Here is a 24,716-nt window from a genome sequence, read left to right on the forward strand (position 1 = left end):
CCGCAGATAACGCGTCACCACACTCAAACACCACCATCACCCGCGCATGGCCAACGTGACACAGATCGTAAACCGTCATGCCGCAGACATACATTTTGACTTTGCCTGGCTCAATGGGTTTAAAGACGTCTTTCTGCTTGGTTAAGGTGTTGTAGAGTTTTAACATCGTTATTTATCTAAAGTCTCTTTTAGACTAATGGTCAGGTTGAATACCGGAGCATTGGCACTGTGATCGTAACGATCACTGACAAAGTATCCTTCCCGTTCAAACTGATAGGCGGTTTCAGGTTCACAATCAACAGTCGCAGGTTCGGCAATGGCTGTGATGATTTTTAAAGAGTCCGGGTTCACGTCATCAAGATAGTTACCCGTTGCTTTGCCCGGAGCTTGCGCTTTAAATAATCTATCATACATGCGCAACTCGACTTGCTTGCCCTGTGTCGCAGACACCCAGTGAATAACACCTCGGGGCTTAATCTCAGGTGGCGGATTTTTGCCCACGGTGTCTTCAACCAGTGAAGCAATGACCTCAATGACTTCACCTTGGTCATTCTTGACGACATCGTCAGCCTTGATGACATAAGCACCGCGCAGACGCACATAATCACCCATCACCAGACGCTTAAACTTTTTCCGGCTCAGACTGGTGTCTTCAGTAAAATCGGCCACATCAATGAAAATCTCTTTGGTGAAAGGCACAGAGCGTTGCCCCATCGACTCTTGCTGAGGATGATTGGCAACGTCCAGCCATTCGACTGCGTCAGGCGCATTAGTGATGCTGACTTTCAATGGATTTAACACACACATGGCACGTGTTGCGTTTTCATTCAAATCCTTGCGTATCTCAAATTCCAATTGCGCAATATCCACCACACCATCTGTTTTGGCGACGGCAAGTCCGTCACAAAAACTGCGTAAAGCTGCAGCCGTCACACCGCGTCTTCTCATGCCTGAAATGGTGGGCATTCTCGGATCATCCCAACCGGCCACAATCTGATCATCCACCAGTTGTTTCAAATTACGTTTGCTGGTGACCGTGTAGTTGATATTGAGACGACCAAACTCATACTGTCTTGGCGTTGAAGGCACGGGCAAATTTTCAATAAACCACTCGTATAAAGGACGATGGTCCTGAAATTCCAGCGTACAGATACTATGCGTCACGCCTTCGATGGCATCGCCTTGCCCATGGGCAAAATCATAGCTGGGATAGATACACCATTTATCACCGGTTTGATGATGTGATTGTTTGCGAATGCGATACAGAATCGGGTCGCGCAGGTTCATATTCGGTGAAGCCATGTCGATTTTTGCGCGCAATACACAAAAACCATCGTCAAACTCACCTTGTTTCATCTTTTCAAACAGCGCCAGATTTTCTGCCACGCTTCGGTTGCGAAATGGCGATTCCTTTCCTGGCTTAGTGGCCCAACCGCGATACTCACTGGCTTGTTCAGCAGTCAGGTCACACACATAAGCTTTACCCTGCTCGATCAGATGGATTGCCCATTGGTAAAACTGATCAAAATAACTGGATGCATAACGCACTTCACCGGCCCACTGGAAGCCCAGCCACTGTACATCCTGCTTGATGGCTTCAATGTATTCCTGTTCTTCTTTGGCGGGGTTGGTGTCGTCGAAACGTAAATTACATTCACCACCAAACTCTCTGGCCAGGCCAAAATTCAGACAAATCGATTTGGCATGGCCGATATGCAAATAACCATTAGGCTCAGGAGGAAAGCGAGTGACCACTTTCTCGACCCGGCCAGCGGCCATGTCTTCCTGAATAATTGGGCGGATAAAATTGTGATTAACAGCAGATTCCGACATAGCGAATGACAGTAGTGTAGTTAAGAGTAAACGCGCATTATACGCGCTCGACGGTCTCCCGTGAGGCTCGTTTTGATAAATCCGGCCTGTCAGCCAATCAGCTTAGTCTATGCGCATCTACCAGGCTCGACAGGCCAGCCGACTCCAGAGTTGTGGAGCGTTATGTGACGGGTGTTCAGCACCGAAAAGTAGCGTAAAAACTCCACCTGACTGGATATTTCCACTATGATGTTGGCTTTGTTTTTGACTGACGGAACCGCACAATCATGAAACATTTGTACCGACATCTTGCGCCACTGTTACTGGCTTCTTTCTCACTGTCTGCACAAGCAGAGGGTGGTGCCGAATTACCCAAGGTCAAGCTGGAAACCTCACATGGCGATATCGTCATTGAACTGAATCGCGATAAAGCCCCCGAAACGGTCGCTAATTTCATCAGCTACGTCGAATCAGGCTTTTATGATGGCACTATCTTCCACCGAGTTATTCCTAACTTCATGATTCAAGGTGGTGGTTTTACTGAAGAATTTGAACAGAAGAAAACCGGTGCGCCGATTCGTAACGAGGCCAATAACGGTCTAGCCAACAATCGTGGCAGCATTGCCATGGCTCGCACTGGCGATCCACACTCTGCTACTGCACAGTTTTTTATCAATGTCACCGACAACAGTTTTTTGAATTTCCGCGGTGAAGTCGCCAGTGAATGGGGTTATGCCGTGTTTGGTCAGGTGATTGAAGGTATGGAGGTAGTTGATGCTATTCGTGCGGTTGCGACCACCATGCGTGGGCCCCACCAGGATGTACCTGCCGAAAACGTAGTCATTCAAAAGGCCGTGATGCTTCCTTAAAGCCATTGCCTGTTGATCTATTCATAGCTGCCACTACTGGCGGCTATGACAGATCAACAACAGCCAACTATGAAAACATTATTTATTTCTGATCTGCACCTCAATCCATCACAGCCGGAACTGATCCGCCTGGCAACAGATTTTTTGGCGCATCATCACGATGCCGATGCGCTTTATATTTTGGGTGATCTGTTTAACACCTGGCTGGGTGATGATTTGATTGAAGCTGCCTATGAGCCATTCATCAATGCGCTGCGCCAACTCAATCAAAGCGATGTTCACATTTACCTGATGGTAGGTAATCGTGACTTTATGCTGGGTGAGCGATTTGCTGAAATGGTCGGTGCTGAGCTGTTACCTGATCCGACCCTCGTCGAGTTTGGTCGTCATCGCATATTGCTAATGCATGGAGACAGTTTGTGCATTGATGATGTGCAGTACCAACGCTACCGAAAAGTGGTCCGTAACGGCTTTCTGCAATGGTGTTTTCTGCATTTGCCACTTAGCTGGCGACAGTCGATTTCGGATAAGATCAAAGCCCGTAGCCGTGAGCAAAAAACATTCAAATCGGCAATGATTATGGACGTAAACCCGACAGAAGTAGCTTCGGTCATGCAACAGCATGGCGTGCAGGTTCTGATTCACGGCCATACACATCGTCCGGCCATTCATTCTGTTGCTGACACCAACCCAGAAAAATATCGGATTGTGCTCGGTGACTGGCATGACAGTCCAAGTTATCTCTGCGTTGATGATGACCAGTTTCAGCTGGTCGACAGTCGCTTACCGGATGAGCAAACCGATCTAGATTTGTCCAGCCTTTGACATTTCATCCAGTACCGCCCTCAAACGTTGTGGCGGAACGTAGCCTGGCAACATTCGACCATTTTCCAGAAACATGGCCGGTGTACCGCCAACGCCCAGCTGGTTGCCTATGGCAAAGTGGGTCGCTACGGAGTTTGTACATTGTAATTCAGGCAACTCCAACTCAGCCTTGGCATCGGTCATGGCCTGATGCTGATCTTTGGCACACCAGACATTAACCAGTTTCTGATAAGCATCTGAACCGACACCGCCGCGTGGATAAGCCATGTAACGAATGGCGATACCCTGTGCATGATATTGGTCCATCTGGCCATGCAGAATTCGACAATAACCACAGTCGATATCGGTAAACACGGTCAGCGTGTAATCAGCCTGTTTTTCTGGCAAGAAACTTATCATGGAAGCCTCATCCACAGCGGCCAGTGTGTCTCTGCGAACTTCAGCTCTGCGCAGTTCAGTCACATCGGTACGACTTTCCAGATCAATGACTTTGCCTTCCATCAAATATCGGCCATCGCGGGTGACATAGATGATTTGGCCATTGATAACGCCCTCATAGAGTCCGCTATCTCCCAGTTGCTGCAGGCCGTCAATTTTGAGATCAGGAATAATTTGCAGTAAGCGTGCTTCGATTTTTTCAGCATCAGAGGCATACACCGATGCCATGCTGACCGATGCCAGTACGGCCGCCATAAATAATTTGAACATGTAGATCCTAATCTCTGAAGTTATTGAATTGTAGTGGCATTTCGAGCGAGTCATTGCCCCGTAGCAAAGCCATAACAGCCTGAAGATCGTCACGCTTTTTACCGGTCACTCTGACACTTTCACCCTGAACAGCTGCCTGAACCTTTATTTTGCTTTCTTTAATCAATTTGACAATCTTGCGTGACAAATCCTTGTCGATACCTTCTCTGGCGATGATGTCTTGCTTGCGCATCTTGCCATGACCAATCGAATCTTTAACTTCCAGGCAACTGGTATCGATGCCGCGTTTGGCCATTTTCATCCTCAAAATGTCCTGAAGCTGTTCCAACTGGAAATCACTGTCTGCGACCAGCGTCAGCACCTTGTCAGACTGTGTGACTTTGGCATCAGTTCCGCGAAAATCAAAGCGATTGGCCAACTCTCGATTGGTTTGATCCACCGCATTACTTAACTCGTGTTTATCAATTTCAGACACAATATCAAAAGCAGGCATGTGCTCTCCTCATCATTTTTGTATGTTGTTCCTCATCTCCGGGCTGCCCCTTGTCAGCCACGTGGATGATGCTGTCCATGCATTTCCTTAAGCCGGGCTCGAGCAATATGGGTATATATCTGCGTGGTCGATAAATCTGCATGACCAAGCAGCAGCTGCACCACGCGCAAATCGGCACCGTGATTGAGCAAATGCGTGGCAAAGGCATGTCTTAATGTGTGTGGTGACAGTGCTTTTTTAATATCAGCAGCCTCAGCGTAACGCTTGATTAAATACCAAAAGGCCTGACGAGTCATCGCTTTACCGCGTCGCGTCGGGAATAAATCATCATTTGCCTGACCATACAACAACACCGGACGACTCTCCAACAAATAGCGTTGCAGCCAATCCAACGCCGTTTCACCAACGGGCACCAGTCGTTCCTTATTGCCTTTGCCGACACAACGAATCACGCCCTGACGCATATTCAGTTGCTCATACTTCAAGCCAACCAGCTCACTGACACGAAGGCCGGTTGCATAGAGCAGTTCGAGCATTGCACGGTCGCGTAGGCCCAACACATCCAGATCATCCGGTTGTTCCAGCAGCGCCTCGACTTCGGCTTCTGACAAACTGTCTGGCAATTGTTTACCAAGTCTGGGGCTCTCGAGAAGTGCAGTGGGATCACTGTCTCTGACAGATTCACGGCAAAGGTAACGATAAAAACGCCGCAACGAAGACAACAAACGGGCTTCACTGCGTACCTTTCGACCTTCACGCATTCGAAGTGCCTGATATCGACGAATATCGTCTGCAGTGGCTGCACTCAAATCCACATCGCTCTTACTCAACCAGGCGGCAAAAGCCAGTAGGTCTCTCTGATAGGCTTCAATTGTGTTCTGACTCAAGCCTGCTTCCAGCCACAAGCTATCCAGAAATGCCCGCAGATGAAACGGCATGTCTGCTACCTGACTGGATTGATCGCCACGACTCATTTGAATGATCCTGCATCACAAACAAAAAGGCAGTGCCGCTCGCGCAGCACTGCCTTCCAATTTATCATGCCGGGCAACATGCCCGAGACACTTACAATTTTTCTTTGATACGTGCAGCTTTACCAGTCAGGTCACGCAGGTAGTAAAGCTTGGCGCGACGAACATCACCACGACGTTTCACTTCAACACTGGCAATGGCTGGGCTGTGAGTTTGGAATACACGCTCTACGCCAACACCACTTGAAATCTTACGAACGGTAAATGCTGAGTGAAGCCCACGATTGCGTTTAGCAATCACAATCCCTTCAAACGCCTGTTCACGCTCGCGCTCACCTTCCTTGATGCGAACTTTAACTACTACGGTATCACCGGCAGCAAACTCGGGGATATCCTTTCTCAATTGTTCAGCATTCAGCTGTTCGATAATATTGCTCATTGTTCAAAACTCCCAACTAATCCTGCCCGTGCTCGGCAATAAATTCTTCTAATAAAGCCGTCTGTTCGTCAGACAATGTCTTCATTGCCAGCAAATCAGGTCGCCTTAACCATGTTCGTCCTAATGACTGTTTGAGACGCCACTTGCGTATTGCCTCATGATCTCCACCGAGCAGCACTGATGGCACCGCCTGGTTGTCCAACTGCTCGGGTCGGGTGTAGTGCGGATGGTCAAGTAAACCATTCATGAACGAATCCTGTTGTGCAGATTCTTCATCACCCAAAACCCCTGGCAGTAACCTGGTAACCCCATCAATCAACACCATCGAGGCCAGTTCACCACCACTGAGAACGTAATCGCCTATCGACCACTCCTCATCAATCTGTGACGCTATCAAGCGTTCGTCGATGCCTTCATAGCGACCCGCAATCACAATCATTGATTGCCGCTGTGACATCGTGACCAGTGACTGCTGATCCAGCACCTGCCCTTGTGGCGACAGGTAAATAACTTTTGTGTCACTGCCCAGTTGTTGTTTGGCCGCGTTAATCGCAGCCTGCAACGGTTCAACTTTCATCACCATGCCGGGACCACCGCCATAAGGCCGGTCATCGACAGTGCGATGTTTATCCTGTGCAAAATCTCTGGGATTCCAGAAATTCAGCACTAATCTTCCCTGACTGACAGCCCGCCCGGTTACGCCGTAATCAGCAACGGCCCGGTACATTTCGGGGAACAGTGATATCACCCCAAGGTGCATTCACTGCCCTCCTAGTAATCGGTTTGCCAGTCCACCAGAATGCGTTTGTTGTCGATATCTACCGATTTGACAATCACATCCAGCACAAAGGGGATCAGTATCTCTTCCCCGTGGACTGTTTTAACAACCAACACATCATTAGCGCCGGTCTCCAGCAGGCTGTCCACAAGCCCCAGCATCTGCTGTTGCTCATCAACGACCTCAAGACCAATCAAGTCAGTCCAGTAATATTCGTCATCTTCTGCCGGGGCCAGCTGCGACTTTCTTATTGCAAGCTCAGCGCCGATTAAAGGCAAGGTCTGGTTTCTGTCAGTGACATTTTTGAAACCCATGATTACGCCCTTGCCCTGGGCTTTTCCACCACTTACTTCAACTTCTTTCCACTCACCCTGTGTGTTAATGAATAAGGGTGTGTATTCGAGAATATTGGTGCGAGGTTCAGTAAAGGAAAAAACCTTCACCCAGCCCTTGACACCAAAAGCACCGGATATTTTGCCAACAGGAAGGAATTCCTCGGTCATCACCGGTATCCGCTTTGAAAAATTAGGCGGCTTTTTGTGCTTTTTTGATCAGCTGGGCAACACGCTCTGTTGTTTGTGCGCCTTGGCCAATCCAGTGAGCTGCGCGCTCCAAGTCCAAACGCAATTCTTCTTCCTGGCCGCGAGCAACCGGGTTAAAGAAACCAATACGCTCGATGTAACGACCATCACGCTTGCTGCGTGAGTCAGTTACCACGATACCGTAGAAAGGGCGTTTTTTCGCGCCACTGCGAGTCAATCTGATTGTTACCATGAGTATAGTCCGCTGAAAAACTGGATCGAAAAACAGACGTATTCTACGCACATATCGAGGGTTTGCAAAGACACAAATCACTCAACATTCAGAAAGGCATGCCACCGCCACCCGGGAATCGACCTCCCATGGCACGCATCATCTTAGACATGCCACCCTTCTGGCCCATTTTTTTCATCATTTTTTGCATTTGGGTGAACTGTTTGAGCAGACGATTAACATCCTGAATTTGCGTCCCGGAACCTGCCGCAATACGCTTTTTGCGCGATCCTTTGATGATTTCCGGCTTTTTACGTTCTTTGGCTGTCATCGAGTTAATAATCGCTTCCAGCTTCACTAATTCCTTATCGTTGGCCTGCTGTTTAACCGCATCTGGAATATTGCCCATACCCGGAAGTTTATCCAGCATGGAGCTGATACCACCCATCTTGCTCATTTGCCGGAGCTGATCACGGAAATCATCCAGATCAAAACCCTTGCCTGTTTTCAGCTTGCCAGCCAGCTTTTGTGCCGAGTCAACATCCATTTGCCGCTGGGCTTCTTCAACCAGCGACAACACATCACCCATGCCGAGAATTCGTGACGCCAGTCGATCAGGATGGAACGGTTCCAATGCGGTGCTTTTTTCACCAACACCCAGGAATTTGATGGGTTTACCGGTGATATGACGAATAGACAGCGCAGCACCGCCTCGTGCGTCACCATCAGTCTTGGTCAGGATCACGCCAGTCAGGGGTAATGCGGTATCAAAAGCTTTTGCAGTATTGGCCGCATCCTGACCGGTCATGCTATCGACGGTAAACAGGGTTTCAACCGGATTGATGGCCGCATGGATCCGTTGAATTTCCGCCATCATGTCATCATCGACATGCAGTCGACCGGCAGTATCGATGATCAACACATCAACAAATTCACGCTTGGCTTGAGTAACAGCAGCTTCAGCAATCGCCACCGGATCCTGATCGGTTTGACTTGGAAAGAATTTGGCCTCGACTTCGTTGGCCAGTGTTTGCAACTGGTCGATAGCGGCAGGTCGATAAACGTCTGTGCTGGCAACCATGACAGACTTGCGTTGACGTTCTTTGAGCCAGCGTGCCAGCTTACCAACGCTGGTGGTTTTACCCGCGCCTTGCAAACCCGCCATCAATATCACCGCGGGTGGTTGTACGCTTAAATCCAGCTCTGCATTTGCCTGGCCCATGATAGAGACCAGTTCGTCATTGACGATTTTGACCAGCGCCTGCCCTGGAGTGAGACTGCGCATCACTTCCTGGCCGAGCGCTTTTTCCCTGACCCTCTCGACAAACTCACGCACCACCGGCAAGGCAACGTCAGCCTCCAAAAGCGCCATGCGAACTTCGCGCAGGGTTTCTTTGACGTTATCTTCGGTAATTCGGCCCTGACCACGCAGTTTTTTTAGCGTAACGGACAGTCTGTCGCTTAGACTCTCAAACATATTTTCACTCAAGCTCTGGTTAGTGGAAGCTGGAACAGCATTTTGTCATGAGCAGATTATAACCGATATAGTGTTCAGCTCCCGACCAGTTCGTTTATCATGCAGAATCCAAACACTATAAAGAGCAGATAAAGGATCCTCTACATATGGCAATTGCCAATGCGCTTGCGTTCCTGCTTTACCTGGGCTGCAGTGCAATTCTGATTCGCGGTTTTGTGCGACCGGACAGTCAACCGGCAAGACTGGCCTTGCCAGTAGGCATCATGACAGTGCTGGCCCTGTTGTTTCACGCAACAGATATTTTCTTTTCTGTCCGTGTTGATGCTGGCTGGCAACTGGGTTTGATGAACAGCTTGTCAATCGCTGCCTGGCTGATGGCACTGCTTGTGACGATCATCGGCACCAGAATGCAATCGGCGCATCCGGGCATTATCGTTTATCCCCTGGTAGCACTGATTTTAATGCTCAAAGTTGAAGTCCCTGCCGCAGGCAACGGCATTTTGCGAAATCCTGCTGTTGAATGGCATGTCTTGCTTTCTGTTGCGGCATACAGTCTTTTCACACTGGCAGCTATTCAGGCAATTGTATTGGCCATACAGGAAAAACATTTGCGTCGACGTGACGCAGGCGGCCTGATTCGAAAGTTACCGCCGCTGCAAACAATGGAGTCAGGACTGTTTCAGCTGCTCACCGCAGGCTTCGTATTGTTGTCGTTGGGTCTGGTCACTGGCTTGATGTTTGTTGAAGATATTTTCCGTCAAAAACTTGCCCACAAAACGCTTCTGTCAATCATTGCCTGGTGCGTATTTGCGGCATTGATGTGGGGCAGACACAAGCACGGTTGGCGCAGTACAACAGCCGTTCGCTGGACCTTGGCAGGTTTTAGCTTTTTGCTGCTGGCCTTTGTTGGCAGCAAGCTGGTACTGGAGTTTATTCTGGGTCAATAACCATGCTTGAGGATATCTCGTTACTGGCACTGTTTCTGTTGTTGTTTGGGCTGTTATTACTATCAGCCTTTTTCTCCAGTTCAGAAACGGCTTTGATGGCTCTAAATCGCTATCGCTTGCGCCATCTGGAACAGGAAGGAGTTCGCAGCGCCATTATCGCCAGTGAACTGCTGGCCAGACCGGATCGGCTGATTGGTCTGATTCTACTCGGCAACAACTTTGTCAATATTTTTGCCTCAGCCATCGCCACAGTGATCGGCATCCGATTAATGGGTGAAAATGGCATCGTCTTTGCAACCTTCGCCTTGACCATCGTCATTTTGCTATTTGCCGAAGTCACGCCCAAAACACTGGCCGCCCTGCATCCTGAACGAGTGGCATTTCCTGCCAGCTTTATACTGAAGCCGCTACAGATTGTGCTTCACCCACTGGTTTGGTCGATTAACAGCATCACGAACAGAATGCTGCGCCTGTTGGGCGTATCCCCGGAAGATGTGGCCTCATCAGCAATCAATACCGAGGAATTGCGTGTTGCACTGATGGAGGCTGGCAGCATGATTCCCAGTCGCCACAAAGACATGCTGATGAGCATTCTCGACCTTGAACAAATCACAGTGAATGATGCCATGGTGCCGCGAACCGAAATTGAAGGCATTGATATCAATTCACCCTTTCCTGAGATCATCAAGCAGCTGTCACATTGTGGCCACACTAGACTGCCCATCTATGCGGACAGTATGGATAACATCGTCGGCATCCTACACGTTCGTAAAGCGCTCAATCTGATGACTCAGGACAACCTGACGCCGGAGAGCTTTCGCCACATCGTCAAATCGGCCTACTTCGTTCCTGAAGGCACACCACTCAACACTCAACTGATCCAGTTTCAGCGCAACCGCAGACGTACAGGTCTGGTAGTGGATGAATACGGCGATCTGTTGGGACTGATAACGCTTGAGGATATCTTTCAGGAGATTGTCGGTGAGTTTACCGCCAATATCATCGATGATGACAAGGATATCCACCCTCAGGAAGATGGCAGTTATCTGGTCAACGGCACCGCCAACATCCGTGAATTGAACAGAAATAACGACTGGAGTCTGCCTACCGAGGGTCCGAAAACCATTAATGGACTAGTGCTGGAATATCTCGAAAGCATTCCCGACCCAGGCGTCAGCCTGCGTATCGAAAATTATGTCATCGAAGTGGTACAAACCGCTGACAATGCCATCAAGACGGTCAGGATTCGTCAAATAGCCACTGACGACAAGGAGGTCCTCCAGTGAAAGCTTATCGCATCAGAGCTTTTGGCCTGAGTGATAGCGAAGAAATTATGCTTAAATCGGTACTGCGCCTGGCGGCTGACCAATTGGAACAGCCATGGCAGCTGGTGACTGACCAGCACTTCGATTTTGCTGTTTACAATTTTGACAATGAGCTTGCCGAGCTTGCGTGGCAGGCGCGAGGCAAACAACTTACAGCGGCTTTCAGTCATCAACGAAAAACGCACCGCGCGGTTGATGTCATTTTAAAACGACCGCTGCGCGCAAGTGATCTGGCCAATATTCTCAACTTTATTTCGCAACAACTTGAACAGCGTCACGCCACTGTTTCTGTTGCTGAAGATTCAACAGAAACTGCAGATGCCTCGTGGTTAATGCGACTGTCAAAACAACTGATTCGGCGATTTCGCCCCGAGTCAAAACGACCGGATCTGCATTTTGATATTACGGTTCAATTTGACACCCAGTCCTCTGCACTACTCGATCCGGAAAAACTACGACGCTGGACTTCAGAGCTAAGCGGTGATTCAGCACAAAAAATAAACTCCTTATCAAGTAATCTGCGTGCGACCAACAGGACGCTGATAAAACCACTCAGGCGGCTGCAGATAAACGAAATTTATCGGCAAGCCATCACAGACACCCTGTTCGAGCGTGATATCGCCGCAGTTAGAAGAGATTTTTCGCTGAACAGCGATCATCTCAAAACCATTAACCGAATGCTGGGCTTGCTTGATGAGTTGAGCCTTAGCTACCAGCTGATTGCTCAGGCAGATATTGACGCAGGTTACTTTCCGGAAACAGACCGCCGCTTGCTTTTTTGCCTGAACCGAGTTTGTGAAGCAAATAGTTTGAGCAGTCTGTACTCATGTCATCACTATCGTCCAACGCCGGCCCATAAAGTAAGGCAGTGCCATCAAATCTGGCTGTATCTCGAATATGCGGGCTGCCTGGGCAGAGATGTTCGCATCAGCGCAGATATGCAGTCGAATAACTTTCACAGTATTCATTCGCTTTTAATGCTGCTGTTGATATGCGATCCATACAGCCTCAACCGATTTGAAGCCTTCAGATTGTATCGTTTGCTTGAGCCACTCGCGGCCCAGGTTGAAACAGGACTGTTCAGTTCTCAGGATCTGACGGTTAAAAACGCCTTCTTGCTGACAGGCCACTTTTGCATGGATTGCAGCAGTCATCAGGCACCTACTGCAATGTCACGCATCAGTGCAGATCAACTTCATTGTCCTGATACCAGACATTTTTTGACATCCACTGTGACCAGCAGTCTGAAAACACTTCTGGAAGACAAGGCGATGAGCCCAGTGGACAAACAGCTTCTACGCCAGATAAGCCCACGAATCGAAGGCAATTACGAGCGTAAATATCATCGGCAAACCCAAATCCCGCCACAAAATATCGGCTTGATAACAGGTCTTGCTGATATTCACCAATACCTGATGCAACCGAGCGCTCTGGAACAGCAATGGCAGCTTCTGAATCATGGCTCTGGCGGCATGTTGATCAGTTTTGATGGCGATTTGAACGACATAATGCAGCCCGGCAGCCTGGTGGCTATCGCTAATTCACTCGATGCTTGTCAATTAGCAATCACCCGCTGGTTACAAACGCAGCCTGGAGGAAAAACCTCTCTGGGTCTCGAAATCATCACTGGTACTCCAGTCGCAAAATATTGTGTCAGCAGTCATGAACTTCACCAGCCCTTGATAGAAGTTGTAGAAAAAGATGATGCACTCAACGCCAACTTATTTGCTGCCAAAGGGGTATACCTGACAGATAAAGCTTTAACTGTGATCGACCTGGACAATCACCAAGAGGTGATAACCATGGCCAAAGCAGTCGCCAGCACCCTTGATTACGACCAGTTCATTGGTCGCCGCAAGGCAAAACACACATTTCACTGATGCAATAGCCTGAACTAACTTATCACCCCCGGGATCACTAGATCAGCCTGTGAGCAACGACACTGATGCACTCTTCACCAGTGGGGCGTAAATCACGGTTTTGAGATGTCAGACGTTTTGACTTATTATCGCTTCATTCACGGAAAATTCAGGACAGGATTACCATGCGGATATTGATCAAGCTGATCGTTGCCTTTCTGGTATTGGTTATAGCAGCCCTGGTTGCATTGCCATTCATTATTGACCCCAATGACTACAAAGATCAGATATCTCAGCAGGTGGAACGCGTCACTGGCCGGACACTGACACTCCAGGGCGATATTGGTCTATCAGTTTTTCCGTGGATAGCACTGGAACTTGGACCAACATCACTGAGCAATGCCAGTGGTTTCAAAGCCGATCATTTTGCACAGGTTGAAGCCGCCGAAATTCGTATCAAATTGATGCCACTGCTCAGAAAAGAACTGGAAGTCGACACCATTGTGTTGGACGGTCTGGTCCTCAACCTTGAAACCAACGAAGCTGGCGTCACCAACTGGGATGATCTGACCGGTACCGACGCTGATGCAGAAGAAAGTGAATCTGCCGCCAGCAGTGCAGATGTAGCAAAGGATGTTGAAAGCTCACCAGCGCTGACAGCCATCAGTATTGCCGGCGTGCGACTGACCAATGCCAATATTTTGTGGTCAGATGACAGCAAGGGCGAACAATTCCAGCTTCGCAACATGAATCTGACAACCGATCCGCTTGTGCCTGGCAAACCTACCTCTGTCAAAGCGGCTTTTGATCTTATCAGCGCTCAACCAGAAGCAAGAGCGCATATCACGCTGGATACGGATCTGATGTTGGATCTGGAAAACCAGCAATACGCGCTCAACAAACTGAAGTTCACAACCGTTGCTCAATCCAGAGAGCTGCCTGTCGCTCAAGTCGGCTTTGACCTCCGGGGTGATGTCCATGCTGACATGCAGAAACAGATCATCAATATTCGTGACCTTGCGCTGAAAAGTCAGCTGAACGGCGAAGGCCCTGATGCGATGTTTTCCGAAGCAGAAATCAGTCTAAATGGTCACCTGCTGGCTGATCTCGGCAATGAAAAAGCCAGTATTTCAGAGTTCAAACTCTCAGCCAGTGCCAACAGTCGTGGCATTCCAGAACCACTGTTCACCGATGCAAAAATTCAACTCAGTGGTGATGTCAGTGCAGATCTGGCCAGTCAGTCTGTTGCGATTCCACAGCTTGGTCTGAATCTTGAAGCCAGCAAGGACAAACAAAAGATTGTGGCGCAGCTTTCGGCCCAGGTTGCTTCTGATCCGGCCAAACAGCAGACTCAACTGGACAATCTGCAGCTCGCTGCGACCATCACTGACCCGGACATGCCGGGAGGCAAGGCAGAATTGAATTTAACCACTTCAGCGACTGTTGATCTGGAAAAACAGACGCTGAATGTGGCAGATCTGGTATTACAGCTTCAGGATTTGCTGATTCAGGCACAACTGAATGCCAGTGATATTCTGTCTGAAACACCCTCATTCAATGCTGATCTGCATATCAACCCTTTCAACCTGCGTTCGCTCACTCGCGACCTGCAAATCGAACTGCCAGAAATGGCTGACACCTCAACGCTGGAGCTTTTCGAACTGCGCACCAAAGTCAGCGGTTCCAATGAGCACATTGCCTTGACAGATCTCAACATCAAACTTGACCAAAGCACACTTGCCGGACAGTTTTCTGTGCGTAATTTTGACAAGCCTGCACTCAGATTTGATCTGAAACTGGATGAAATTGATGCAGATCGTTATTTGCCACCGCCATCAGAAGATGAAAAACCGAAGACTTCAAGCGGCTCAGCTGCATCCTCGGCCGAACCAGAGGACCTGCCACTTGATGCGATTCGTGAACTCAACGCCAAAGGCAAAATCGAGATCGGCAAGCTGAAAATCAGCGGAGTACACAGCCAAAATATCCTGCTGACACTGGACGCAGAGGATGGACTGGTAAAGTTATCTCCCCTGAGAGCCGAAATGTATCAGGGTCAATATCAGGGCAATGTGGTGATAGATGCTCGCAATGATGTGATGAAGCTGAGCATGGATGAAAAACTGCAAGGCGTACAGGCCGGCCCTTTGCTTGATGATCTCACCGGAGACAGCAAAATAAGCGGCACCGTCAATGCCAGTGCCAAACTCACTGCAAGTGGCAATAACCCTGACGCGATCAAGCAAACCCTGAATGGGTCGGGTGACTTCTCATTCAGTGAAGGTGCACTCAAAGGCGTTAACCTTGCCGATGCTATTCGTCGTGCCAGAGCAGCCATCAGCGGCCAGTCTTTGCCGGAATCTGATGAACCGGTTCAGACTGACTTCAGTAGCCTCGGCGGCAGTTTCACCGCTCGTAATGGTGTCATCGACAATCAGGATTTCAGCTTGATGTCGCCACTATTACGCGTCAGCGGTGCCGGTAATGTGGACTTGCCTCAAGAAAGCATAGACTACGCACTCCGAGTCGCAGTGGTTGGTTCACTTGAAGGACAGGGTGGTCGTGAAATTACTGATCTGCGTGGACTGACCATTCCAGTCAGAATCACCGGCAGTTTTGATAACCCGAGACCGTCGGTGGATCTCGCTGGCTTGCTTCGCGATAGAGCCACAGAAGAACTGCGTGGTCGCGCAGCAGAACAAATTCAGGATCGTCTAGGCGATAAAGTCGGCGAAGGGCTGGGTGGTCTGCTGGGTGGCGCATTGGCACCCAAATCCAATGATGCCGCTCCTGCTGAAGAAGCGCCTGAAGCAGACTCAGCAACTGAGGAGAAAGAGGCGGAGCCTGCAAAATCTCCTGAAGATCAACTCAAAGATGAGCTGCAAAACCGTTTGCGTCGTCTGTTTTAATTCACTGAGAAACAAGCATAGCCTGCGCTCTCTGGAGTGCAGGCTATTTTTATGATGACAATATTTAATTTCAGTGATGCCCTGCTCGGCTGGTATGAAAAGCATGGCCGAAAGGATCTGCCATGGCAGCAGTCGGTTACCCCCTATCGCGTTTGGGTATCAGAAATCATGCTGCAGCAAACGCAGGTCAGCACCGTGATTCCCTACTACCAACGTTTTATGCAGAGATTTCCGGACATTGCTGCTCTGGCGACAGCTAACCTCGATGAGGTTTTATCTTACTGGGCCGGTCTCGGTTATTACGCCCGAGGCAGAAATCTGCACAAAAGCGCCAACATCATTCACCACCAGCTAGGCGGCGAGCTTCCTGAGGATATTGAACAGCTTCAAACGCTACCCGGTATTGGCCGCTCAACCGCTGGCGCCATCATGGCACTGGCATTTCATCAGCGTTATGCCATTTTGGATGGCAACGTCAAACGGGTACTCAGTCGGTTTTATGCCGTTGAAGACTGGCCAGGAAAACCACAGGTTGAAAAGCAACTGTGGCTTCGTGCACAAGCATTACTGCCCGATAAGGACTTTGCAAAATACACGCAGGCACAGATGGATCTGGGCGCAACCTTGTGTACACGCTCACGGCCTGACTGCCAGAATTGCCCACTTCAAACGCACTGCGCGGCATATGCTCAAAACAATGTCTCAGATTATCCGCGACCTCGTCCGAAAAAAACTGTGCCGGTCAAACAAGTACAGTGGTTAGTGGTTGAAAATAAACATCAGGAAATTCTACTGCTGAAAAGGCCTGCAATGGGTATATGGGGGGGCTTGTGGTGCTTCCCTGAATTCACAGATTCTGAGCTGGAAACTGTCTGTGATCGTCTGGAAATACCTGTCACTGACGCGCAAATACTTGCTGGCTTTCAACACACTTTTACCCATTTCAAGCTGAATATACAGCCATTCAAAATGGCGCTTGATGATGCCTTTTCTGTTATTGAGGACAAGCCAGATCGTATCTGGGTTAAAATAAAAGATATTGAAGAACTCGCCTTGCCTGCACCCGTTAAGGCACTGGTAAACCAACTTTAAACATTCATCGGAGGACGCCATTCATGGCAAGAATGATTCACTGCATCAAACTGGACAAACAAGCCGAAGGTCTGGATTTTCCTCCCTACCCTGGAGATCTGGGTAAAAAGCTATATGAGTCCGTTTCAAAAGAAGCCTGGCAAATGTGGATGGGTCAGCAAACCATGCTGATTAATGAATATCGTCTGTCACTGGCTGATCCCAAGTCACAACAGTTTCTGAAAACCGAGCTGGAAAAATTCTTTTTCGGTGATGGCTCAGCGCCACCTGCGGATTTTGTTCCACAATAGCCTCAGTCAAATTCATCAACCCTGCTAAAAAACACTGGACGAATCGACCTGTTTTGCGCATACAATGCGATCTGCTTCATATGAAGCACCGATGGGCCGGTTGAAAACAAGCGGCAATGTACCAAAAGATTGAGGTTGATATGGCAGAGCAAGTGACTGGAACCGTTAAATGGTTCAATGATGCAAAAGGATTCGGATTTATCGAACGTGCTGATGGGCCCGATGTATTTGTACACCACAGTGCGATTAAAGCTGATGGATTCAGAACACTCAAGGAAGGTCAAACTGTCACCATGGAAGTGACACAAGGGCAAAAAGGTCCTCAGGCCGAGAACGTTGTTCCTTCCTGATAAGTCCTTACCCACATCCAGAGATTATCGAAAGCCGGTTAAAAAGTAGACAACAACTTTAACCGGCTTTTTTTGTTTTGTGTAGCCAGCGGGTTCTGATCATCATAACCTGCTGGTGAAATGTCTTTCGCTCTGCGAAGGATATCTTGTTGCCGAAAATCCTCGATAATCACACACAGAGCCATCAACAAGCCTCTTGACTTGGGTGACTCCAAGCGCACAATACAACTGACGACCTTTCCTAACCGGGAACGCAAATGCCGTTACTTAAAAACCCCCCCCGTGATTTTGCTGTCTGTTTGCCTGACATTTTTTTCTGCAACTAGCGTTGCCGGTGGTTGGGGTGGCCTGTTAGACAACCTTAATCAATCTGCCCGGAGTCTGTTGGGGCAGGAGTCTACTGGCAGTACCGATACGGCAACACTCATTTCGGGGCTCAAGCAAGCACTTGAGCTCGGCACAGAGAGAGCCGTTGCCGAAGTCAGTCAGCCTGGCGGCTACCTGAACAATGCCAATATTCGCATCCCATTACCCAATCAAGTTCAACAGGCTGGCAGACTGATGCGACAGCTGGGCTTAGGACAAATGGCAGACAATTTCGAAAACAGCATGAACCGCGCAGCGGAGCAAGCTGCGCCACAAGCCACTGCTATCATGATGGACGCCATACGCAATATGACCATTGACGATGCCAGAGGCATTCTTGAAGGAGGCGACAACGCCGCCACTGAGTTTTTTCAGCGTAAAACCCGAGATCAACTTACTGATATGTTTCGCCCGACTATCTCTGACTCACTCGATAGTGTCGGTAGCACCCGATATTACAACGACCTGAATCGTCAGGTATCTGCTGTGCCTGTAGTGGGACAAAATCTCAACGTTGACCTGCCTGATTATGTTACCGGCAAAGCCTTGGATGGCTTGTTTTTGATGATCGCTGCAGAAGAGAAAAAAATACGAGATAATCCTGCCGCGAGAACAACCGAGCTACTTCAGCAGGTATTTGGTAATCGTTAGAGGTGGGACCACTTTATGCTTGCTAGATTGGGCAGGCTACGGTAAAAACACTACAGTTTGTAGGCTTAAATCAAGGAGTTTGTCATGGCAAAGCAGCATTACCTCAATCTCAGTAGTCAAGGCCTGGCGCTGAAAGCTCTGTTTACCGGTTATCTGACTGTGGTTGCAGTTGGCTATCTGATGGCGCTGGTTCAAATTCAGCTGACCCATGGCATGGCTGATGGTGAGTGGGGTTTGTCAATTGACGATATTGTCTACAGCTACTATGGCAATCGCAGCGGTTCACTGCTGGAAAACAAACTCCATGGTTCAATGAAGCCGATGGCCAGTGATGAAGAGCGTGAACAAATCATCGAATGGGTGCATCAAGGCGCCGATGCTGAACTGTATTTTGATTTGGGCATTGATGAAATTGTCGAAACCAAATGTATTGCCTGCCACAATGCCGCATCAGGCATGCCGATCCCTGATTTTACCAATCTGGCCAATCTGCAAAAAGCCGCTGAAATTGACACTGGTGCCACCATCAACACACTGGCTCGGGTATCGCACATTCACTTGTTTGGTATTGCCTTTATCTTTATGTTTGTCGGCTTGATCTTCAGTCTCGCGTCTGGAGTGCCCCGTAAACTCAAGGCCATCGTCATCGTAATGCCTTATGTGTTTTTGCTGATTGATATTTCCGCTTGGTGGCTGACACGACTCAACCCCAACTTCGCCTGGCTGGTGATGCTCGGCGGTACGGCAATGGCACTGTCGTTTGCCTTTATGTGGGTAGTGTCAATGTATGAAATGTGGATCTTGCCACGCCTGCGTGAAGATACTCGCGATGCACTATTAGACGAGTAATTAACTCACAGCAACGGAGCTCGCGCCGCGGGCTCCGTTGTTCACTTTCTGGCTTACTGTTCCTGTAATGCCTCAAGCTCCATCCACTGTGCATAGCAGGTTTCCAGCGCTGCGTTGACCTCATCCAGCTGCGTCTGCGCCAGTTGAATTTTATCGGCTGATTGCTGATAAAAATCCGCCTGACTCATTTGTTCGGTCAAGGTCGCCTGCTGCTGCTCCAGTTGTTCGATCTTTTCCGGTAAAGCCTTTAAATCCAGTTGTTGCTGATAAGTCAGCGTTGATTTCTTTTTGGCCGGCGACTTAGTCGCAGCTGCGCTACTAGCCAGTTTTTTGGCCGGTTTATCCTGCTGAGCGGTTTTGCGCTGTTGCAGCCAGTCATCATAGCCACCGACATATTCACGCAGTTGACCATCTTCATCAAAGACAATACAACTGGTCACGACGTTGTTGAGAAAGCTACGATCATGGCTCACTAACAACAGTGTGCCGCCAAATCCGTCCAGTAACTCTTCCAGTAAGTCGAGTGTTTCCGCATCCAGATCATTGGTCGGCTCATCCAGCACCAATAAGTTGGCTGGCTGAGTGAATAACTTCGCCAGTAATAAACGGTTGCGCTCACCACCGGATAAGGCTTTAACGGGGGTGCGTGCTCTGTCTGGCGTAAACAGAAAGTCCTGCAAATATCCAATAATGTGTTTGCGACTGCCATTGATTTCAACAAAATCACGCCCTTGACCAACGTTATCGACAACACTGGCTTCCTCATCAAGCTGGCTGCGAAGCTGGTCAAAGTAGGCGATTTCAAGATTGGTACCCAGACGAACGCTACCATGCTCTGGTGCAGACTTACCCAGCAAAATCGACAACAGGGTGCTCTTGCCACAACCATTGGGACCGATAATGCCGATGCGGTCTCCCCTTTGAATCAGGGTTGAAAAATTTTTGAACAACTGACGGCCATCGTAACTCTGACCGATATTGTCAGCCTCAACCACCAGTTTGCCGCTGCGTTGCGCTTCCTGAAGCTGCATCGAGACGTTGCCTTGCACTTCACGGCGCTGACTGCGTTCACGTCTGAGCTGCTGTAAGGCACGAACACGTCCTTCATTACGAGTCCGCCGGGCTTTAATACCCTGGCGAATCCACACTTCTTCCTGTGCCAGTTTTTTATCAAATAAAGCGTTTTGCTCAGCTTCCACCGCCAGCATTTCTTCACGCTTTTGCAGATAGTTTCGATAATCTCCGGGAAAACTGGTCAACTGACCACGATCCAGCTGCACGATGCGTGTCGCCAGCGCCTGTAAAAAGCTGCGGTCATGGGTGATGAAGACCAATGTACCGCCATAGCTTTTCAAAAAGCCTTCCAGCCAGGTGATCGAAGCAATGTCCAGATGGTTGGTCGGCTCGTCGAGCAATAAAATATCTGGCTGACGAACCAGGGCCTGTGCCAGCAAGACCCGGCGTTTCATACCACCTGACAGACTGTCAAACTCAGCATCAGCATCCAGACTCAGACGGGAAATCACCGTTTCCACCTGCTGCTCCAATGACCAGCCATCGACCGCTTCCAGTTTGTGCTGGGCTTTTTCCAGTTTGCTGAGCAGCGCATCGCTGCTGTCATGCTGCAACTGCTGAATAATGTGATGGTATTCCGTCAAAAGCGGCGCAATATTGCCAAGGCCACCAGCGACTACATCGAATACTGAACCATGCGTGCCTACCGGCACTTCCTGCTCGAGCCGGGCGACTTTAACATCCTGCAGACCGATGATTTCACCGCTGTCGGCCTTTATTTCACCGGCGATCAGCTTCATCAGTGTCGACTTACCGGCACCGTTGCGCCCCACCAGACATAGCCGCTCACCGGCGTCGATTTGCAAATCCACCTGATTAAGCAGATTAGGACCGCCAAAACTGACGGTGACTTGTTTTAATGACAGTAATGCCATGTTTACTCCTGTTGGGCCTGCGCCTGTTCCAGCGCTTCACTGGCCTCAAGCCAGCTATGCTCGACTTCTGCCAGTTGTTGTTTAAGTTCAGCCTGCTGTTTGATGAGTTGTTTCAGTTGATCCTTGCCAGCGTCCTGATACAGTTCGGGCTCGGCCAACTCAAGTTCCAGTTTTGACAAGGCTTGATGCAATTTTTCCAACTGTTGTTCGGCGCTGGCGACTTGCTTGCGCAACGGCTGTAATTTCTGTCGCTGGGCAGCGGCAGCCTGACGATCCAGTTTTTTGTTATTGCTGGCCGCAGCAGCGCCATTACTCGGCTGATTGTCTTTTTTATCCTTGCTGAGCCGCCATTGACGATAATCTTCCAGATCACCATCAAACGGGCTGGCCTTGCCATCAGACACCAGCCATAAATCATCGGTCACGGTTCGCAGTAAATGACGATCATGAGAGACCACCACCAGTGCACCCTCAAAGTCCTGCAAGGCCAGTGTCAGCGCCAAACGCATTTCCAGATCAAGATGGTTGGTCGGTTCATCCAACAGCAATAAGGCTGGGCGCTGGTAAACCAGTATTGCCAACACCAGACGTGCTTTTTCGCCGCCTGAAAATGGCGCCACCGGATTCAGAGCATCGTCGCCATCAAAGCCAAAACCACCCAGAAAGTTGCGCAATGCCTGTTCTGTCGCTTTTGGATCCAGTCGTTGTAAATGTTTCAGTGCGCTGTCTTCTGAACTTAACTGTTCAAGTTGATGCTGGGCAAAGTAACCAATGCGAATATCCCGAGCTTCCTTGCGTTTGCCGGACAGCGCTGGCAACTCTCCAGCAATCAGTTTGATCAGCGTCGATTTACCGGCCCCATTCGGACCAAGCAAACCTATTCGGTCACCGGGCGCAAGATTCAGGTTGAGGTTTTCCAGCAAGGGTGTCTGATAGCCAACACTGGCTTTTTCCAGCGTGATCAGCGGATTGGTTAATCGACTTGGCGGCAGAAATTCAAAATGAAACGGTGAATCCACATGGGCAGGTGCTATCAGCTCCATGCGCTCCAGTGCTTTAATCCGGCTCTGCGCCTGACGCGCCTTGGTGGCCTTGGCCTTAAAGCGGGTGACAAAACTGCGAATATGGGCAATTTCCCGTTGCTGCTTTTGATGCGCCGCCTGCTGATTGGCCAGATGTTCGGCTCTGGCAATTTCAAAATCTGAGTAATTGCCACTGTAAAGCTTGATGCGCTGCTGTTCGATATGGGCGATATGTGTCACCACCCGATCAAGAAAGTCACGGTCATGTGAAATGACCATCAAAGTACCGGGATAACTGCGCAGCCATTCCTCAAGCCAGTAGACCGCTTCCAAATCAAGGTGATTAGTGGGTTCATCCAGCAACAATAAATCACTGCGACACATCAGCGCCTGTGCCAGATTCAGTCGCATGCGCCAGCCCCCCGAAAAAGCTTTTACTGGCTGAGTCTCCTGTGCCGAACTAAAACCAAGTCCATGCAGCAGCTTGCCCGCTCGACTCTTGGCTGTGTAACCGTCTATCAAGGTGAGTGCATCGTGTAACTGGCTCTGACGATGACCATCGCCCTGCTGTTCAGCCTCTGCAAGTGCTCGCAGCAACTGGGTCAGTTCCTGATCACCCTCCAGCACATAATCCAGTGCAGTGGTATCAACGCCAGGCGTTTCCTGAGCAACATGAGCAATCGTCCATTCCGGGGGCAGCGAAACATCACCAGTATCTGCATGGAGTTCACCGCGTAGCATGGCAAACAGGCTCGACTTGCCCACTCCATTCGCACCGGTAAGCCCAATGCGTTGCCCCGGATGAATCAGCAAATTGGCAGCTTCGAACAATAGACGCGGCCCGCGCCGCAAAGACAGTTGGTTGAAATTTATCATGGCGCGAATTGTATCAAGCCTGTGTGATGGCGGTATTGCTGATTCAGTAGATGGTCTTGTCAGGACTTGTTGACTTCATTTGGTAGTTGCCAATTTACAGGTGATTGGCCATGTTCAACTAAATAAGCATTGGCCTGACTAAAGTGCCGACAGCCCAAAAAACCGCGATGCGCAGATAACGGTGATGGATGTGGCGCCTTCAGCACCAGATGTTTGCGGCTGTTAATGCGTGCACCTTTCTTTTGTGCATAACTGCCCCAGAGCATAAACACCACGTGTTCTCTTTGCTCGTTTATCACATCAATCACTTTGTCGGTAAAAGCTTCCCAGCCTTGCCCCTGATGTGCATTGGCCTGATCGTGTTCGACAGTGAGCACTGCGTTCAGCAATAACACCCCTTGTCTGGCCCAGCTTTCCAGATAGCCATGCGTCACCGGCTGCAAATTCAGATCCGATTGCAATTCTTTGTAGATGTTGACTAAAGAAGGTGGCGGTTTGACGCCAGGCATCACTGAGAAACATAAGCCATGCGCCTGTCCCGGTTGATGGTAAGGATCCTGCCCAAGAATGACCACTTTCACTTGAGACAAGGGCGTCGCTTCCAGAGCATGAAACCAGTTTTTGGAGTGCGGATAAATAATTTTCTGCGCCGCTTTTTGCTGTTGCAAAAACTGTTTCAATGCCAGCATGTAAGGCAACTCAAACTCTCCGCTCAGCCATGGTTGCCACTCTGGTGCTTGCTCAAGAGCCATTATGAACTCCGCGTTTAAATAAGCGCATGATACAAAAACCCAACACATCTTGTGTGCACCAACTAATAAGCCATTGAATTTAATATGAGTTTTTAGCGATCAAAAATCATGGACAGATGACTAAATCAACTGTTAGATTGAATGAACTATAGATTGTTGTGAATGGACTTATTGCATAGAGGCAATCAACAAAAAAAGGGACTGACAATGACTACACAAGCACACATTCTGATCGTCGATGATGTGCCTGACAACATACAAGTGGCAATGAACTTCCTCAAGGAAGAACCCTATCAACTGTCTTTTGCCACCAAGGGTCAGGAAGCGCTGBGACTGATGCGAGTCAATAGCTGA

The 24,716-nt window shown here is 49.2% G+C and carries 24 protein-coding genes and 1 pseudogene; 12 read left to right on the forward strand and 13 right to left on the reverse strand.

Going from position 1 to position 24,716, the window contains the following annotated elements:
• Both MPL1_RS13495 and MPL1_RS11340 read right to left on the reverse strand, forming a co-directional pair.
• Nucleotides 1–166: pseudogene (locus tag MPL1_RS13495) on the reverse strand (cysteine--tRNA ligase); the annotation flags it as partial.
• Nucleotides 167–168: 2 nt separating this feature from the next.
• Nucleotides 169–1,833 (reverse strand): glutamine--tRNA ligase/YqeY domain fusion protein, encoded by a 1,665-nt coding sequence (locus tag MPL1_RS11340; protein WP_040577138.1) that lies wholly within the window; start codon nucleotides 1,831–1,833, stop codon nucleotides 169–171.
• 266 nt (nucleotides 1,834–2,099) lie between these two features.
• Between MPL1_RS11340 and MPL1_RS11345 the strand changes: the two genes are divergently transcribed.
• Together MPL1_RS11345 and MPL1_RS11350 are read left to right on the forward strand one after the other, a co-directional pair.
• Nucleotides 2,100–2,681 carry a peptidylprolyl isomerase gene (locus MPL1_RS11345; RefSeq protein WP_009727278.1) on the forward strand — a complete coding sequence of 194 codons (582 nt, stop codon included), beginning with the start codon at nucleotides 2,100–2,102 and terminating at the stop codon, nucleotides 2,679–2,681.
• Nucleotides 2,682–2,750: 69 nt separating this feature from the next.
• A complete protein-coding gene (locus tag MPL1_RS11350; protein WP_040577139.1) occupies nucleotides 2,751–3,506 on the forward strand; it encodes a UDP-2,3-diacylglucosamine diphosphatase in 756 nt (251 codons plus the stop codon).
• Here the strand turns inward: MPL1_RS11350 and MPL1_RS11355 are convergent.
• The 8 genes from MPL1_RS11355 to ffh all read right to left on the reverse strand — a co-directional run bounded on the left by MPL1_RS11355 (nucleotide 3,486) and on the right by ffh (nucleotide 9,125).
• Nucleotides 3,486–4,214 (reverse strand): DsbC family protein, encoded by a 729-nt coding sequence (locus tag MPL1_RS11355; RefSeq protein WP_009727280.1) that lies wholly within the window; start codon nucleotides 4,212–4,214, stop codon nucleotides 3,486–3,488. The genes MPL1_RS11350 and MPL1_RS11355 overlap by 21 nt on opposite strands.
• Before the next feature lie 7 nt (nucleotides 4,215–4,221).
• The gene (locus MPL1_RS11360; RefSeq protein WP_009727281.1) at nucleotides 4,222–4,707 is read right to left on the reverse strand and encodes a YajQ family cyclic di-GMP-binding protein; all 486 of its coding nucleotides are present in this window, start codon (nucleotides 4,705–4,707) and stop codon (nucleotides 4,222–4,224) included.
• Nucleotides 4,708–4,760: 53 nt separating this feature from the next.
• Nucleotides 4,761–5,681 carry a site-specific tyrosine recombinase XerD gene (gene xerD / locus MPL1_RS11365; RefSeq protein WP_009727282.1) on the reverse strand — a complete coding sequence of 307 codons (921 nt, stop codon included), beginning with the start codon at nucleotides 5,679–5,681 and terminating at the stop codon, nucleotides 4,761–4,763.
• Between the two features lie 91 nt (nucleotides 5,682–5,772).
• On the reverse strand, nucleotides 5,773–6,117 hold the full coding sequence (gene rplS / locus MPL1_RS11370; protein WP_009727283.1) for a 50S ribosomal protein L19: 345 nt from the start codon (nucleotides 6,115–6,117) through the stop codon (nucleotides 5,773–5,775).
• Nucleotides 6,118–6,133: 16 nt separating this feature from the next.
• The gene (gene trmD / locus MPL1_RS11375) at nucleotides 6,134–6,877 is read right to left on the reverse strand and encodes a tRNA (guanosine(37)-N1)-methyltransferase TrmD (protein ID WP_009727284.1); all 744 of its coding nucleotides are present in this window, start codon (nucleotides 6,875–6,877) and stop codon (nucleotides 6,134–6,136) included.
• 11 nt (nucleotides 6,878–6,888) lie between these two features.
• Nucleotides 6,889–7,398 carry a ribosome maturation factor RimM gene (rimM, locus tag MPL1_RS11380; RefSeq protein WP_009727285.1) on the reverse strand — a complete coding sequence of 170 codons (510 nt, stop codon included), beginning with the start codon at nucleotides 7,396–7,398 and terminating at the stop codon, nucleotides 6,889–6,891.
• A 22-nt stretch (nucleotides 7,399–7,420) separates the two neighbouring features.
• Complete coding sequence (gene rpsP, locus MPL1_RS11385; protein ID WP_009727286.1) at nucleotides 7,421–7,669, reverse strand: 30S ribosomal protein S16; 249 nt, start codon at nucleotides 7,667–7,669, stop codon at nucleotides 7,421–7,423.
• 88 nt (nucleotides 7,670–7,757) lie between these two features.
• Nucleotides 7,758–9,125 carry a signal recognition particle protein gene (ffh, locus tag MPL1_RS11390; protein ID WP_009727287.1) on the reverse strand — a complete coding sequence of 456 codons (1,368 nt, stop codon included), beginning with the start codon at nucleotides 9,123–9,125 and terminating at the stop codon, nucleotides 7,758–7,760.
• A gap of 146 nt (nucleotides 9,126–9,271) precedes the next feature.
• Here ffh and MPL1_RS11395 point away from each other — a divergent pair, with 146 nt between their 5' ends.
• The 9 genes from MPL1_RS11395 to MPL1_RS11435 all read left to right on the forward strand — a co-directional run bounded on the left by MPL1_RS11395 (nucleotide 9,272) and on the right by MPL1_RS11435 (nucleotide 19,763).
• Nucleotides 9,272–10,072 carry a cytochrome C assembly family protein gene (locus MPL1_RS11395; RefSeq protein ID WP_009727288.1) on the forward strand — a complete coding sequence of 267 codons (801 nt, stop codon included), beginning with the start codon at nucleotides 9,272–9,274 and terminating at the stop codon, nucleotides 10,070–10,072.
• 2 nt (nucleotides 10,073–10,074) lie between these two features.
• Nucleotides 10,075–11,358 carry an HlyC/CorC family transporter gene (locus tag MPL1_RS11400; protein ID WP_009727289.1) on the forward strand — a complete coding sequence of 428 codons (1,284 nt, stop codon included), beginning with the start codon at nucleotides 10,075–10,077 and terminating at the stop codon, nucleotides 11,356–11,358.
• A complete protein-coding gene (locus tag MPL1_RS11405) occupies nucleotides 11,355–13,277 on the forward strand; it encodes a hypothetical protein (protein ID WP_009727290.1) in 1,923 nt (640 codons plus the stop codon). The genes MPL1_RS11400 and MPL1_RS11405 overlap by 4 nt, the downstream gene beginning before the upstream one ends.
• A gap of 164 nt (nucleotides 13,278–13,441) precedes the next feature.
• Nucleotides 13,442–16,165: an AsmA family protein gene (locus MPL1_RS11410; RefSeq protein ID WP_009727291.1), complete on the forward strand. Its 2,724-nt coding sequence runs from the start codon at nucleotides 13,442–13,444 to the stop codon at nucleotides 16,163–16,165.
• A gap of 51 nt (nucleotides 16,166–16,216) precedes the next feature.
• Nucleotides 16,217–17,257, forward strand: coding sequence for an A/G-specific adenine glycosylase (gene mutY / locus MPL1_RS11415; protein ID WP_009727292.1), 1,041 nt, complete (start codon nucleotides 16,217–16,219; stop codon nucleotides 17,255–17,257).
• 23 nt (nucleotides 17,258–17,280) lie between these two features.
• Nucleotides 17,281–17,547, forward strand: coding sequence for an oxidative damage protection protein (locus MPL1_RS11420; protein ID WP_009727293.1), 267 nt, complete (start codon nucleotides 17,281–17,283; stop codon nucleotides 17,545–17,547).
• A gap of 140 nt (nucleotides 17,548–17,687) precedes the next feature.
• Nucleotides 17,688–17,897, forward strand: coding sequence for a cold-shock protein (locus tag MPL1_RS11425; protein ID WP_009727294.1), 210 nt, complete (start codon nucleotides 17,688–17,690; stop codon nucleotides 17,895–17,897).
• A 282-nt stretch (nucleotides 17,898–18,179) separates the two neighbouring features.
• Nucleotides 18,180–18,914, forward strand: a complete 735-nt coding sequence (locus MPL1_RS11430; RefSeq protein ID WP_009727295.1) for a DUF4197 domain-containing protein — start codon at nucleotides 18,180–18,182, stop codon at nucleotides 18,912–18,914.
• 84 nt (nucleotides 18,915–18,998) lie between these two features.
• On the forward strand, nucleotides 18,999–19,763 hold the full coding sequence (locus MPL1_RS11435) for a hypothetical protein (RefSeq protein ID WP_009727296.1): 765 nt from the start codon (nucleotides 18,999–19,001) through the stop codon (nucleotides 19,761–19,763).
• A 53-nt stretch (nucleotides 19,764–19,816) separates the two neighbouring features.
• Here the strand turns inward: MPL1_RS11435 and uup are convergent, their stop codons facing one another.
• The 3 genes from uup to ung are packed head-to-tail and all read right to left on the reverse strand — an operon-like array spanning nucleotide 19,817 to nucleotide 24,362.
• Nucleotides 19,817–21,712 carry an ATP-binding cassette ATPase Uup gene (uup, locus tag MPL1_RS11440; protein WP_009727297.1) on the reverse strand — a complete coding sequence of 632 codons (1,896 nt, stop codon included), beginning with the start codon at nucleotides 21,710–21,712 and terminating at the stop codon, nucleotides 19,817–19,819.
• Between the two features lie 2 nt (nucleotides 21,713–21,714).
• A complete protein-coding gene (locus tag MPL1_RS11445) occupies nucleotides 21,715–23,610 on the reverse strand; it encodes an ATP-binding cassette domain-containing protein (RefSeq protein WP_009727298.1) in 1,896 nt (631 codons plus the stop codon).
• Nucleotides 23,611–23,669: 59 nt separating this feature from the next.
• On the reverse strand, nucleotides 23,670–24,362 hold the full coding sequence (gene ung, locus MPL1_RS11450) for a uracil-DNA glycosylase (RefSeq protein ID WP_009727299.1): 693 nt from the start codon (nucleotides 24,360–24,362) through the stop codon (nucleotides 23,670–23,672).
• A 207-nt stretch (nucleotides 24,363–24,569) separates the two neighbouring features.
• Between ung and MPL1_RS11455 the strand changes: the two genes are divergently transcribed.
• Entirely contained in the window at nucleotides 24,570–24,716 is a 147-nt protein-coding gene (locus tag MPL1_RS11455; protein WP_235045581.1) for a response regulator, read from the forward strand.

Origin of the sequence: Methylophaga lonarensis MPL (assembly GCF_000349205.1) — a bacterium.
Classification (GTDB): Bacteria; Pseudomonadota; Gammaproteobacteria; order Nitrosococcales; family Methylophagaceae; genus Methylophaga; species Methylophaga lonarensis.